The organism is Kitasatospora sp. NPDC051914 (assembly GCF_040680995.1).
Taxonomy (GTDB): Bacteria; Actinomycetota; Actinomycetes; order Streptomycetales; family Streptomycetaceae; genus Kitasatospora.
The window spans coordinates 76,379-89,695 of record NZ_JBFAXX010000002.1 but is presented as its reverse complement, the minus strand read 5'-3'; the positions used below and the strand labels follow the sequence as shown (position 1 = coordinate 89,695).

The window sequence follows — 13,317 nt, the reverse complement described above, 5'->3', positions numbered from 1 at the left end:
CCGCCCCGGGGCCGGGCAGGTCCGTGCGTCAGGAGGCGTGCCGGGCCGACGGCGACGGTTGACGAGGGAGAACGGGATGCGGCGAACGGGCACGGGAGTGCGGGGGCGGCGGTTCGCCGCGGTGATGGCTGTGGCGGCGGTGGCCGTCGGAGCGGCGGCCGGGCCGGCCTCCGGCGCGGACTCGATCCGCGCCCAGCAGTGGTACCTGGACGCCATGCACGCCCCGGACATGTGGAAGACCAGCACCGGCCAGGGCATCACCGTCGCGGTGATCGACAGCGGCGTCAACGCCGCGCATCCGGACCTCGCCGGGCAGGTGCTGCCCGGCAAGGACTTCACCAAGGCCGGGAACACCTCGGACTCCACCGGCCACGGCACCGGCATGGCGAGCATCATCGCCGGCACCGGCAAGGGCCTGGGCGGCAAGGGCGCGTACGGCCTGGCACCCGGCGCCAAGATCCTGCCGATCAAGGTCAACGACGCCTACGGCGGCAAGGTCGAGGCGGAGAACTCCGACCTCGCCCAGCTCGGCGAGGCGATCGTCTACGCCTCGGACCAGGGCGCGAAGGTCATCAACCTGTCGGTGGGCATCCCGGCGTCGAACCTCAAGCCGGTCGACCTGCAGAAGTTCAAGACCTCGGTGGACCACGCCCGCGCCCGCGGCAGCCTGCTCTTCGCCGCGGTCGGCAACAGCGGCAACACCACCAACCGGGTGGAGTACCCGGGAGCGTCCCCCGGAGTGGTCGGCGTCGCCGCCACCGACAAGGACGGCAAGGCCACGGCGGAGTCCGAGCACGGCCCGCAGGTCTCCCTGGCCGCGCCGGGCGCGGACATGTACCACGCCTGCACCGGCCCGTCCGGCTACTGCAAGGCCAACGGCACCTCCGACGCCACGGCCGTCGCCTCCGCCTCCGCGGCGCTCCTCTGGGCCGCGCACCCCGACTGGACCAACAACCAGGTCCTGCGCGTGCTCATCAACACGGCCAGCAGCCCCAAGGAGCGCAGCGACTTCATCGGCTACGGGGCGGTCCGTCCGCGCATCGCGCTGACCGAGCCCGGCGACCCGGGCCCGGCCGGCGAGTTCCCGCTGAAGACCGCGGCGGCCGCCGAGCCGTCCCAGGGCGCGGGCACCGGCGGCGCCTCCGCGCCCGCGACGGCCCAGGGGCAGGAGCCCGCCTCCTCGCAGCCCGCGGCCGCCCCCTCCTCGGACTCGGATTCGGACCCGATCGACCAGGTGCAGCTGATCCTCGGCGCGGTCGTGATCGCCGCGGTGCTGCTGGTGATCGTCTTCGCGGTGCTCGCCAAGCGGAAGAAGGTCGCCGCGGCCCGGGCCCCGGTCGCACCGCCGGCCCCGTACGGGGCGCAGCCGCCGTACCAGGCGCAGACGCCGGGCTTCCCCGCACAGCAGCCGCCGGCGGGCCCGTACGCCCAGCAGCCGCCGGCTCCCGGCGGGTTCCCGCCGCCGCAGGGGCAGACCCCGCCGCCTCCAGGTGGCAATCCGTACGCCCGCTGACGGGCGGAGGACGGCTCCGGGGCCGGTCGCGATCCGCGACCGGCCCCGTTCCTTTGCCCTGCCGACGCCGGCAGGGGTACCGCCACCCGCCCGCGGTGCCCGCCGTCAGTCGAGACGGACGACGCTGCCGGTGGCGGCGGAGCCGCGGGCCGCCTCCAGGACGGTGAGGGCGGCGACGGCGTCGCGCGGGTCGACCGGGGGCGGGGTGCCGTCGGCCAGGGAGGCGGCGATGCCCGCGTAGAAGGCCGGGTAGTCGCCGGGGTCGGTGGGGATGCGGTCGGCGGAGCCGTCCTGGCCCAGCGTCCCGTACGCGGCGGGGTCGTCGGCGCCCCAGGGGCGGCCGTCGCCGGGGTGGCGGCCGGCCTTGAGGTCGTCCTCCTGGGGGTCCATGCCGAACTTCACGTACCCGGCACTGTCGCCGAGGACCCGCAGGCGGGGGCCGCCGAGCGCGGTGAGGGCGCTCGTCCACAGGTGGGAGCGGACGCCGGAGGCGTGGGTGATGGCGAGGAAGGCGTCGTCGTCGACCACCGCACCGTCACGGCGGGTGTCGATCTCCGCGTAGACCGTCTCGGCCGGGCCGAACAGGGCCAGCGCCTGGTCGACCAGGTGGCTGCCCAGGTCGTACAGGGTGCCGCCGACCTCGGCCGGGTCGGCGAGCTCCCGCCAGCCGGGCTTCGGCTTCGGGCGGAACCGCTCGAACCGGGACTCGAAGCGGTGCACCCGGCCCAGCGCGCCCTCGTCGACCAAGCGGCGGGCGGTCAGGAAGTCGCCGTCCCAGCGGCGGTTCTGGAAGACCGAGAGCAGGACGCCGGCCCGCTCCGCGGCGTCGCACAGCCGGGCCGCCTCGAAGGCGGTGCCGGCCATCGGCTTGTCGATCACCACGGGGAGGCCGGCGGCGACGGCCGCCTCGCCCAGCGGCACGTGGGTGCGGTTGGGCGAGGCGATGACGACCAGGTCGAGCTCGTCGGCGCGGGCGAACAGGTCCGCGGGGGTGTCGAGCGGCTGCGCGCCCGGGTGGGCGAGGCGCAGCCGGTCGCGGCGGTCCGGGTTGGCGGTGACCACCGCGGCCAGCTGCAGTCCGGGGGTGGTGGCGATCAGCGGGGCGTGGAACGCGGAGCCGGCCAGGCCGTAGCCGATCAGGCCGACGCGGAAGGGAGGGCGGGGCTCGCTCATTCCCCTACTCAACCACGGCCGCGCCGGCCGTCCGGTGGTTCAGCGCGCGTGCGCGCGGCGGCGGTTGCGGCGGCGCAGCACGGCCATGGCGGTGCCGGAGAGCACGAACGCGGTGCCGACGGCGGCGATCAGGCCGGTGGAGCGGTCGGTGCCGGTCTGCGCGAGCTGCGCCCCGGCCGGGACGGCGGCGGGGGAGGAGGCGGCGCCGTCGGCGGGCGTGCCGGGCGCGGTGTTCCCGGTGCCGCCGGGGGCGCCGGCCGGGCTCGTCGCGGGCGAGGCGGTGGCCGCGGCGGGGGCTGCCGCCGGGACGGCGGCCGGGGCGCCGGCGCTGCCCGGGGCGGCCTCGTGGGTGTGCTGGACGCCGCTGCCGGCGGTCGGCACGGCGGCGGTGCCGGGGGCCGCCCCGCTGCCGTCGAAGACCACGTCGGAGCAGGAGTAGAAGGCCTCCGGGCTGTCCGAGCGCTGCCAGATCGCGTAGATCAGCTGGCGGCCCTTCAGCCCGGCCGGGACCTTCCCCGGCAGCACGTACTGCCCGTCCACCAGCTTCGGGTCGGTGACCGTCAGGAACGGCGTGGACTGCAGGTTCGACCACTTCAGCGGTTCCGACGGGTTGTACGTGCCGTTGGTGACGTACAGCCGGAAGGTGCCGCGGTGCGGTGCGGTGGCCCGGTAGCGGAAGGTGAAGTCGCTGCCGGCCTTCAGGCTGGTGGCGGGCCAGTCGGCGCGCGGCAGGTCCAGGCCGGCGAACCCGGGGCTGTTGGCGCTGCACAGCTTGCCGTCCGGGATCAGCTGCTGGTGGCGGCCGTTGGCGTCGCCGATCCGCACGCCGTTCCAGTCGTACATCGCCTGGGTGCCGCCGAGGGCGATCGCCGCCTTGCAGGCCGCCGACTTCGGGTGCTCCGGGCCCTCCAGGTAGCAGCCCTCGACCCGGCTCAGCGGGTTCTGCATCGAGCCGTGCGCGGCGGCGGTGCCGGTGCCGAGCGTGCCGGACAGGGCCAGGCCGGCGAGGGCGCCGGCGAGGACGGTGACCCGGCGGCGGGCGGACGGGCGAGCGGGCATGGTGGCGCTCCAGGAATGAGGGGGCGGGAGGCTGTGTCCAGCACGCTAACCACTGCGGGAGGGGAAGTTGACCTGCCCTCAGTGTTGTTAGGGGCCGCTTAAGGACGTCTTGAGACGGCGGCCGGGGCCCGTCGTTCCTCCGCTCGCCCGCCCGTTCGCCGGCCCTGCCCGCGGGCCCCGGGGCGTCCGCTGGTCGGGACGTCCTCCCCTCGGCCAGGTGTGCGGATTAGGCTGGTCGCGTTGGGGCAGCCAGTAGGACCCCCGCACGTCGCGGTACGCCCGCTGCGGGCGCCGCGCGGAGGGGTGCAGTTCTGTACGACCACCGCACGACCTCGGGAGACACGCACGTGGCAGACCGCAAGCCCATCGAGTCCTGGCTGACCGACATGGACGGCGTCCTCATCCATGAGGGCACGCCGATCCCCGGCGCGGAGGAGTTCCTCCGCCGCCTGCGGGAGTCCGGGAAGCCGTTCCTGGTGCTCACCAACAACTCGATCTACACCCCCCGCGACCTCAGCGCCCGCCTCGCCGGCATGGGCCTGGAGGTGCCGGAGGAGTGCATCTGGACCTCCGCCCTCGCCACCGCCAAGTTCCTCAAGAGCCAGCGGCCCGGCGGCACCGCCTACGTCATCGGCGAGGCCGGCCTCACCACCGCGCTCTACCAGGCCGGCTACGTCCTCACCGACAAGGACCCGGACTACGTGGTGCTCGGCGAGACCCGCACCTACAGCTTCGAGGCCCTCACCAAGGCGATCCGCCTGATCAACGGCGGCGCCCGCTTCATCTGCACCAACCCGGACGAGACCGGCCCGTCCACCGAGGGCGTGCTCCCGGCCACCGGATCGGTCGCCGCCCTCATCACCAAGGCGACCGGCGTCGAGCCGTACTTCGTCGGCAAGCCCAATCCGCTGATGATGCGTGAGGCGCTCAACACGGCCGGTGCGCACTCGGAGACCGCCGCGATGATCGGCGACCGCATGGACACCGACGTGGTGTCCGGCATGGAGGCCGGCATGGAGACGATCCTCGTGCTGACCGGCCTCACCGCCCCCGCCGACGTGGAGCGGTTCCCGTACCGCCCGACCCGCGTCGTGAAGTCGATCGCCGACCTGATCGACGAGATCTGACCGTCGGGAACAGTCGCAGCGCCCCCACCGGCGGGTCTCCGCCGGTGGGGGCGCACCTGTGGGGCACGGGGCCGTGCGCCGACGTACCGAAGGTTGTCCGTGGGACGGCTTCGAGGCGAGACTGACCCGGAGTCAGAACTCTCCGGGCCGTCCCCGGGCCGTCTCGGGCAGTCCAGAGGTCGACCGGGGCACCGGCCCCTGCGGCGGCGCCGTGGGCGGACCGGACCGTTCAACCGAGGGGGAGCAGTGGAACGGACGACGGAAGCCGGCCTGCCGAGGACACAGGCGTCGGAGGGCGAGGGGGCCGCCGGGGCGGTCGGCCGGACTTCGGGGGACGCCGACGTGGCCTCGGAGGCGGTCGGAGGGGCGTCGGAGACGGTCGACGAGAAGCGGGTGACCTGGGCGGAGCTGTACTTCGACCTGGTCTTCGTCTTCGCCGTCACCCAGGTCTCCCAGCTGCTGCACCACCACCACGACTGGGTGGGCGTCGGCCAGGCACTGGTGGCCTTCGCACCGGTCTACTGGTGCTGGGTCGGCACCACCGTGCAGGCCAACGTGCGCGATGTCGACACCCCGCGCGACCGCATCGGCATCTTCGCGGTCGGCCTGTGCGGACTCTTCATGGCACTCGCCCTGCCCGGTGCGTACGGCGCACGCGGCCTGCTCTTCGGCGCAGGCTACTGGGCCGCCCGGCTGGTGCTGCTGTGGCTGGTCCGCGGGATCCGCCGGGTCTGGGTCGGCCCGTACGGGGTCGGCGTCGCCGTCAGCGGCCCGCTGATGCTCCTCGGCGGACTGGCCGACGGACCGGCCCGGACGGCCCTGTGGGCCGCGGGCGCCTGCTGCGACCTGGCCGCGCCGCTGGTGTTCCGCCGCCGGCTCGCCGCGGTGACGTACCACCCCGGCCACCTGCCCGAGCGGTTCGGGCTGTTCCTCCTGGTAGCGCTCGGCGAGTCCATCGTGGGCATCGGCGGCCCGGTCGCCGGGTCCCGGTTGCACCCCGGACAGCTGGTGTCGGTGGCGGCCGCGTTCGTCATCGCCTGCGCCCTGTGGTGGCTGTACTTCGGCTTCGCCTCCGACGCGATGCGGTTCGCCGTGGAGACCGCGGCCTCCCGACGGGACATGATCCGCTGGGTGTTCTCCTACGGCCACCTGCTGCTGATCGCCGGGGTGATCGCCGTCGCGGTCGGCTTCGGCGAGACGGTCGCCGAACCCGGCCACGCCCTCGGCCTCGGCACGCTCGCCCTCCTCTACGGCGGCTGCGTGCTGTACCTGCTCTCCTTCAGCTACACCCGGTGGATGATGTTCGGCAGGGTGTCGCCGACCCGGCTGGCGGCCGCCGGCGTCGTCCTCGTCCTGCTGCCGCTGATGCTGCGGCTGCCCGCCGTCGCCGCGCTGGTGGCCCTCGCGGCCGTGCTCGTCGGCCTCAACGTCCTCGAACACGTGCGGGTGAGCCGCGGGAAGGCCCGGACGGCGGCGGCCGAAGGGTAGTTCGGGGGCGGACGCCGAGGGCCGGCCGGTGCGGGGCCGGACGGCCGGGGGTGGCGGGGCCTGGCGGAAGCGGGTGGGCGGCGCGGGCTGTCGGTCGGGGTGTGTAGCGTTCAGGGTCGTAGGAAGTCGTACGTCGGAGGCGGCCGCTGCGCAGTGCGGCGCGGTCGGTGGGAGGTTAGTGGTGACGGATATGGCTGAGGCGGCCGTGGACGCCGGTTTGGAGCTGCCCGAGTCCTGGCAGGACGTGCTCGCGGACGAGGTCGGCAAGCCGTACTTCGCGCAGCTCGCCGCCTTCGTGGCCACCGAGCGTGCTGAGCACCAGGTCTTCCCGCCCAGCGGGCAGGAGTTCTCGGCCCTTGAGGCGACCCCGTACGACCAGGTCCGCGTGCTGGTCCTCGGCCAGGACCCGTACCACGACGACGGCCAGGCCCACGGCATGAGCTTCTCCGTGCTGCCGGGCACCAAGACGCCGCCGTCGCTGCGCAACATCTTCAAGGAGCTGGAGGCCGACCTCGGCATCCCCGCCCCCGACAACGGCTACCTGATGCACTGGGCCGAGCAGGGCGTCCTGCTGCTCAACGCGGTGCTGACGGTCCGTGCGCACGAGCCCAACTCGCACAAGGGCAAGGGCTGGGAGAAGTTCACCGACGCGGTGATCAAGGCCGTCAGCGAGCGCGAGGAGCCCTGCGTCTTCGTGCTCTGGGGCAACTACGCCAAGAAGAAGCTGCCGCTGATCGACACCACCCGCCACGTGGTCGTCCAGGGCGCGCATCCGTCGCCGCTCTCCGCGAAGCTGTTCTTCGGCAGCAAGCCGTTCTCGCAGATCAACGAGGCCCTGGAGGGCTTCGGCTCGGAGGCCATCGACTGGCAGGTGCCGAACCTGAACTCCTGACACCGGGAGCGGGAGTACGAAGGCCGGCCGTGCGCCGTTGAGGGGGCAGCGCGGCCGGCCTTCGCTGTCCCGGCCGGGGCCCCGCCGCGGGGTGCGGGGCCGCTCGCGCGGGACCGCGGCAGGGCCTGTGGCGGGACGGGCGGGGGAGGGTGAGCGGGGTGGGTCAGACGTCGGCCGACAGGGCGGGGGAGAGCAGCAACCGGGGCCCGGTGGCTGCCCGGACCTCCTCGACGGTGCGGCCGGGGGCCACCTCCACCAGCAGGAGGCCGTCCGGCGTCACGTCGAGAACGGCCAGGTCGGTGACGATCCGGTGCACCACACCCCGGCCCGTGGCGGGCAGCGTCAGCTCGTTCACGATCTTCGGCGATCCGTCCCGGGCGACGTGCTCCATCACCACGATCAGCCGGCGTGCACCGTGGACGAGGTCCATCGCCCCGCCCATGCCCTTGACCATCTTGCCGGGGATCATCCAGTTGGCCAGGTCGCCCGAGGCCGAGACCTGCATCGCCCCGAGGACGGACACGTCGATCCGCCCGGCCCGGATCATGCCGAACGAGAACGCCGAGTCGAAGTAGGACGCACCGTCGTTGACGGTCACCGTCTCCTTGCCGGCATTGATGAGATCCGCGTGCTCCGACCCGCCCTGCGGATAGGGACCCACACCGAGGATGCCGTTCTCCGAGTGCAGCACCACGTGCACACCGGGCGGCAGGTGATCGGGGATCAGCGTCGGCAGGCCGATGCCGAGGTTCACGTACTGTCCGTCGCGGAGCTCCCGGGCGGCCCGGGCCGCGAGGGCGTCCCGCGGATCGAGGGCCGTGGGGGCGGTGGGGGCGGTGGACGTGTCGGTGGGGGCCGTGACGGCGGACGTGGCGGTGGCGGGCATCTCAGACCTCCTGGGGGATCGGACGGACGGTGCGGCGCTCGATGCGACGGTCCGCGGGGTCGGCGGCCACCACCCGGTCGACGTAGACACCGGGCAGGTGCACCGCATCCGGCGGCAGCTCGCCGGGCTCGACGATCAGGTCGGCCTCGACCACGGTGACCCGCCCGGCGGTGGCGCAGAGCGGATTGAAGTTGCGGGCCGCCGCGTGGAACACGCAGTTGCCGTGCCGGTCGGCCACCTCGGCCCTGACCAGCGCGAAGTCGGCCGTGACGGCCTCCTCCAGCAGGTACCGCCGGCCGCCGAACTCGCGGACCTCCTTCGCCGGCGAGGCGACCGCCACCGACCCGTCGGCCGCGTACCGCCAGGGCAGACCGCCCTCCTCGACCTGCGTGCCCACACCGGCCGGCGTGAAGAACGCCGGGATGCCGGCGCCGCCCGCCCGCAGACGCTCGGCCAGGGTGCCCTGTGGAGTGAGTTCGACCTCCAGCTCGCCGCTGAGGTACTGGCGGGCGAACTCCTTGTTCTCGCCCACGTAGGAGGACGTCATCCGGGCGATGCGCCCCGCCCGCAGCAGCAAACCCAACCCCCAGTCGTCGACACCGCAGTTGTTCGACACGACGCGCAGCCCCGACGTACCGGCTGCCGCCAGGGCACCCAACAGCGTGCTCGGGATGCCGCAGAGACCGAAGCCGCCGACGGCGAGGCTCGCTCCGTCCGGGATGTCCTCGACGGCGAGATCGGGGGAGTCAAGGACCTTGTCCAAGGGGTCACCTCACTGAGGGATCGGGGGTGGGGTGTGACAGGTGGGGCGTGTGTGACGGGTGGGGTGGTTGCAGGTACGGCGGGGTGGTGGCGCGGAGCCCGGAGCTCGGGGTGGGGGCACTGGGGCAGGGGTGGGGGCGCTGCCGTGCCGGGCACCTCCACCCTTGCTGTGCGGCGGGGGCCGATCCATGGCGGTTCCCGACACTCGACGCGCGCGATCCGTGGGGTTCGGCCACATGGGAGGCCGCCCGGTGCGCGGACATGGCTGCAGGGCACACAGCCGCGGTGGGCAGTGCGTCGTCCGGCCACATGTCGCGCCCTTGGGCGTGCTCCTACGGTTCCGGCATCCACCCCCGCAGCAATCCCAGGAGCCGTCCGCCATGCGCAGCAGAATCTCTTCCCGAGTCAGATCCAATGGAGCGGAAGGCGTTTCCGCGACCGCCACCGCCGTCTCCGGTGCCCCCGGCGGGCGTTCGCTGCGCGTCGGCCGCCGGATCGCGGTGCTGGCGGCGTGCACCGTGCTCGCGGTCGGCTGTGCCAAGGCAGGTACGGCAGGTACGGAAGCTGCGGGTGGCTCGGGCGGCGATGCCTCGAGCCCGGTCAAGGTCGGACTGCTCTACTCCAAGACGGGGCCGCTCGCCGCGTACGGCAAGCAGTACCTGGAGGGCTTCAAGGCCGGTCTCGACTACGCGACCAAGGGCACCGGCAAGGTGGACGGGCACCCGATCGAGTTCGTCGAGCAGGACGACGCCGGTGACCCGGCGAAGGCGGTCTCCGGCGCCAAGGACCTGATCGGCAAGGGCTACAAGATCCTCGCCGGTTCGACGGCCTCCGGAGTGGCCCTGCAGGTCGCCCCGTTCGCCGCGCAGAACAAGGTGCTGTTCATCAGCGGTCCCGCCGCGGCGGACAAGGTCACCGCGCTCAACAAGTACACCTTCCGCTCCGGCCGGCAGTCGTACCAGGACACCCTGACCGCGGCCTCGTTCGTCGGCGACGCCAAGGGCAAGAAGGTGATGGTGCTGGCGCAGGACAGTGCCTTCGGCCAGGCCAACGTGGCCGCCGTGAAGGCCGTCCTCGGCAAGGCCGGTGCCACTGTGGACGCCGTGCTCGCCCCGCCGAGCGCGACCGACCTCACGCCGTTCGCCACCCAGGCCAAGGCCACCCAGCCCGACCTGCTGTTCGTCGCCTGGGCCGGCGAGACGGCGTCCGCGCTGTGGACCTCCCTCAACCAGCAGGACGTCTTCTCGGCCACCCGCGTGGTCACCGGACTCGACCTCGCCGCCTCATACCCGCTGTTCGGTCCCGCGGGCGAGAAGATCTCCTTCCTCAACCACTACTTCGGGGGCGCGGCCGGCACCGACATCGAGAAGGCGATGACCGAGGCCGTGGCCAAGTCCGGCAGCAAGTCCGACATCTTCACCCCGGACGGTTTCACCGCCGCCCAGATGATCGTCCACGCGATCGAGGCCAACCACGGCTCGGCCGACGACACCGCTGCACTGGTGAAGGCGCTGGAGGGCTGGAGCTTCGACGGCGTCAAGGGCAGGCTCACGGTCCGCGCCGAGGACCACGCCCTGCTGCAGCCGATGTTCCAGGTCAAGCTCAGCGGCACGGGTGCCGCAGCCAAGCCGACGGTGGAGAAGACGCTCCCCGCCGAGCAGGTCGCGCCCCCCGTCATCGCCATGGCGGGCTGAGCGACATGGCGCGATCCGTGTCCTCGCCGGGCCGGGAGGTCTCCGGCCCGGCGTCGGCAACTGCGTCGGTGTCGGTACCGGTGTCGGGGGCGGCGTCGGCAACTGCGCGGGCGGCGGCGGGGGCCACCGGTGGTGCGGCCGAGGCCGACGCGACGCCTGTCCTGCGGTTGCAGGGGGTGGGCTGGTCGGTCAGGGGTGTCCCGATCGTGGAGGACGTCTCCTTCGCCGTCGGCGAGGGTGAGTTCATCGCCTTCATCGGTCCGAACGGTGCCGGCAAGACCTCGCTGTTCAACATCATTTCCGGCATCTATCCGGCGACGCACGGGGCCCTGGAGCTGGACGGTGTCGACATCACCACCCAGTCCGTCCACGCCCGTGCCCGGCGCGGCCTCGGCCGGACCTTCCAGACCTCCTCCCTGTGGGCCGGGATGACGGTCGCCGAGCACGTCCGGCTCGCCGCCCAGGCCGCGGCGGGGCCGGCGGCCTCCTACCGGCTGTGGCGCCGGGCGGACCGCTTCTCGGCCCAGGTGGCCGAGACGCTGGAGCGAACCGAACTCGCCCACCGCGCAGACACCCTGGCGAGCGCCCTGTCGCACGGCGAGAAGCGCAAGCTGGAGCTGGCCGTCCTGCTCGTCGCCGAACCGCGGCTGATCCTGCTCGACGAGCCCATGGCCGGCGTCAGCGCGGAGGAAGTGCCGGCCCTCACCGAGCTCATCCGCTCGGTGCACCGGGACGCCGGCCGGACGGTGCTCATGGTCGAGCACCACATGGACGTCCTGCTCGGCCTGGCCGACCGACTCGCCGTGATGCACCACGGCACCCTTCTGGCATTGGACACGCCTGCCGCCGTGATGGCGGACTCCACCGTGCAGCAGGCCTATCTCGGTGAGGCGCTGTGACGGACGACTCCTCTCTGGCCGGACCTCTGGTCCCGACCGGCCCCGTCGAGGCGCGGCCGCTGCTCGCAGTACACGACCTGCGGGTCGTGATCGACGGACTGCACATCCTGCACGGGGTGCACTTCGACGTTGCGGCCTCGGGTGTCACGGCACTGCTCGGCCGCAACGGGGCCGGCAAGACGACGACGGCCAAGGCGATCATGGGCCTTGTCCCGAGAACGGGAAGCCTCCTGTTCGACGGGGCCGAGCTCGTCGGCCTGCCGACCCATCTCGTGGTCCGGCAGGGCATCGGCTACGCCCCTGAGGACCGCGGCATCTTCGCCGGCCTCTCGGTCGCAGAGAACCTGCGGCTGGCCGAACGGGACGCCGAGCCCGCCTACGACCTCGTCCACGAGCTGTTCCCCGAGCTGCGCCGGCGGTCCCGGCAACTCGCCGGGACACTCTCCGGAGGACAGCAGCAGATGGTGGCGATCGGCCGCACCCTGCTCAATCGCAACCGCCTGATCATCGCCGACGAGCCCACCAAGGGCCTGGCGCCGAAGATCGTCTCGGAGGTGGCGGACGTCCTGGCCCGTGCGGCCGAGCGCGTACCCGTGCTCCTGGTCGAACAGAACCTCGCGCTGGTCAGGCGGCTGGCCGGCCTATGCGCAGTCCTGGCGGACGGGCGCACCGTCCACCAGGGCGACACTGCGGAGCTGCTGGCCGACGAGGACGCCTCCCGCCGGCTGCTCGGCGTCGGCAGCCGCCGTACGCCAGCTGCAGACCCTGTGTCGACGGAGCCGACTGTGCCCTCCGTGTCTTCCCTGCCTGCTGCGCCCTCCGCGAAGGCCGATCAGGCCGCGGTCGGTGGCGGCCCCGATGGATCGTCCGTCACGGAGGTGACCTCCCGATGAACACTGTCGTCCTCCTCACCTGTACCGGTCTGGGGCTGGGTGCTCTCTACTTCCTGGTGGCCTCCGGGTTGTCACTGATCTTCGGGCTGATGGATGTGCTCAACTTCGCCCACGGCGCTCTGCTCTCGGTGGGCGCGTACGCCGCCTGGTGGGCAGCGGCAGAAGCGGGTATGAGCTTCTGGCTGGCCGTGCTCTTCGGCACGGCTATCGGGACCCTTGCCTCGGTCCTGCTCGAACTGGCCGTGATCCGGCCCCTCTACAGCCGTCCACGTGACCAGATCCTGGCCACCGTCGGGGTCGGCCTGGCCCTGCCTGCCCTTCTCATGGGTGTCTGGGGCGCCGACGCCCGCCCCTTCCCGCAGCCGGAGGAGCTGTCCGGCACGGTCTCGCTGCTCGGTGCGGTCGTTCCGGTCAACCGCTTCGTCCTGATGGGGGCTGCCCTCGTCATCCTGCTGCTCCTGCGCCTGTTCCTGGCCCGGACCCGCTACGGCCTCATCGTGCGGGCCGGTGTCGAGGACCGTGCCATGGTCACGGCCCTGGGGATCGATGTGCGTCGCGCGTTCACTCTCGTTTTTGCCATCGGCGGCGCTGCTGCCGCGCTCGGCGGTGCACTGGCCGGCCTCTACTTCGGCTCGGTCAACCCCGGCCAGGGCACCGGTCTTCTGGTCTTCGCCTTCGTCGTGGTCGTCATGGGCGGCATGGGCTCCGTCACCGGCGCTGCGGTCGCCTCCGCCGCGGTCGGCCTCGTCCAGCAGTTCGCCAACTACTACACCGCCGCCGGGCTGGGCGATCTCTCCGTCGTCGTACTCCTCGCCGTACTGCTGCTCGTACGGCCCCGCGGACTCACCGGGAGGCTCGCGTGAGCACCAACTCCTCGACCACGAGCACCGAAAGCCCGACGGGCATCACTGCGCCGTTGCCCAGCAGTGTT

At 72.9% G+C, this 13,317-nt stretch carries 12 protein-coding genes; 8 read left to right on the top strand and 4 right to left on the bottom strand.

Going from position 1 to position 13,317, the window contains the following annotated elements; genetic code table 11:
- The first annotated feature begins 76 nt into the window (after window positions 1–76).
- The gene (gene mycP, locus AB0M03_RS02495) at window positions 77–1,513 is read left to right on the top strand and encodes a type VII secretion-associated serine protease mycosin (RefSeq protein WP_363487539.1); all 1,437 of its coding nucleotides are present in this window, start codon (window positions 77–79) and stop codon (window positions 1,511–1,513) included.
- Window positions 1,514–1,618: 105 nt separating this feature from the next.
- On the opposite strand, the gene AB0M03_RS02490 is transcribed toward mycP, so the two are convergent.
- Window positions 1,619–2,686 carry a Gfo/Idh/MocA family oxidoreductase gene (locus tag AB0M03_RS02490; RefSeq protein WP_363487537.1) on the bottom strand — a complete coding sequence of 356 codons (1,068 nt, stop codon included), beginning with the start codon at window positions 2,684–2,686 and terminating at the stop codon, window positions 1,619–1,621.
- Window positions 2,687–2,725: 39 nt separating this feature from the next.
- On the bottom strand, window positions 2,726–3,745 hold the full coding sequence (locus AB0M03_RS02485; protein ID WP_363487535.1) for a lytic polysaccharide monooxygenase: 1,020 nt from the start codon (window positions 3,743–3,745) through the stop codon (window positions 2,726–2,728).
- 347 nt (window positions 3,746–4,092) lie between these two features.
- Between AB0M03_RS02485 and AB0M03_RS02480 the strand changes: the two genes are divergently transcribed.
- The 3 genes from AB0M03_RS02480 to AB0M03_RS02470 all read left to right on the top strand — a co-directional run bounded on the left by AB0M03_RS02480 (window position 4,093) and on the right by AB0M03_RS02470 (window position 7,252).
- Complete coding sequence (locus AB0M03_RS02480) at window positions 4,093–4,872, top strand: HAD-IIA family hydrolase (protein ID WP_363487533.1); 780 nt, start codon at window positions 4,093–4,095, stop codon at window positions 4,870–4,872.
- 246 nt (window positions 4,873–5,118) lie between these two features.
- Complete coding sequence (locus tag AB0M03_RS02475) at window positions 5,119–6,360, top strand: low temperature requirement protein A (protein ID WP_363487531.1); 1,242 nt, start codon at window positions 5,119–5,121, stop codon at window positions 6,358–6,360.
- 190 nt (window positions 6,361–6,550) lie between these two features.
- A complete protein-coding gene (locus AB0M03_RS02470; protein ID WP_363487529.1) occupies window positions 6,551–7,252 on the top strand; it encodes a uracil-DNA glycosylase in 702 nt (233 codons plus the stop codon).
- 163 nt (window positions 7,253–7,415) lie between these two features.
- Here AB0M03_RS02470 and AB0M03_RS02465 read toward each other — a convergent pair whose 3' ends face one another.
- Window positions 7,416–8,138, bottom strand: coding sequence for a 3-oxoacid CoA-transferase subunit B (locus AB0M03_RS02465; RefSeq protein ID WP_363487527.1), 723 nt, complete (start codon window positions 8,136–8,138; stop codon window positions 7,416–7,418).
- Between the two features lies 1 nt (window position 8,139).
- Window positions 8,140–8,901 carry a CoA transferase subunit A gene (locus AB0M03_RS02460; protein ID WP_363487525.1) on the bottom strand — a complete coding sequence of 254 codons (762 nt, stop codon included), beginning with the start codon at window positions 8,899–8,901 and terminating at the stop codon, window positions 8,140–8,142.
- Between the two features lie 379 nt (window positions 8,902–9,280).
- Here AB0M03_RS02460 and AB0M03_RS02455 point away from each other — a divergent pair, with 379 nt between their 5' ends.
- The 4 genes from AB0M03_RS02455 (at window position 9,281) to AB0M03_RS02440 (ending at window position 13,249) form a co-directional block, all read left to right on the top strand.
- Window positions 9,281–10,594, top strand: a complete 1,314-nt coding sequence (locus tag AB0M03_RS02455; protein WP_363487523.1) for a substrate-binding domain-containing protein — start codon at window positions 9,281–9,283, stop codon at window positions 10,592–10,594.
- A 206-nt stretch (window positions 10,595–10,800) separates the two neighbouring features.
- A complete protein-coding gene (locus AB0M03_RS02450; RefSeq protein WP_363487521.1) occupies window positions 10,801–11,493 on the top strand; it encodes an ABC transporter ATP-binding protein in 693 nt (230 codons plus the stop codon).
- 86 nt (window positions 11,494–11,579) lie between these two features.
- On the top strand, window positions 11,580–12,386 hold the full coding sequence (locus tag AB0M03_RS02445) for an ABC transporter ATP-binding protein (RefSeq protein ID WP_363487519.1): 807 nt from the start codon (window positions 11,580–11,582) through the stop codon (window positions 12,384–12,386).
- Window positions 12,383–13,249 (top strand): branched-chain amino acid ABC transporter permease, encoded by an 867-nt coding sequence (locus tag AB0M03_RS02440; RefSeq protein ID WP_363487517.1) that lies wholly within the window; start codon window positions 12,383–12,385, stop codon window positions 13,247–13,249. Before AB0M03_RS02445 ends, AB0M03_RS02440 begins: the two co-directional genes overlap by 4 nt.
- Window positions 13,250–13,317: the final 68 nt, after the last annotated feature.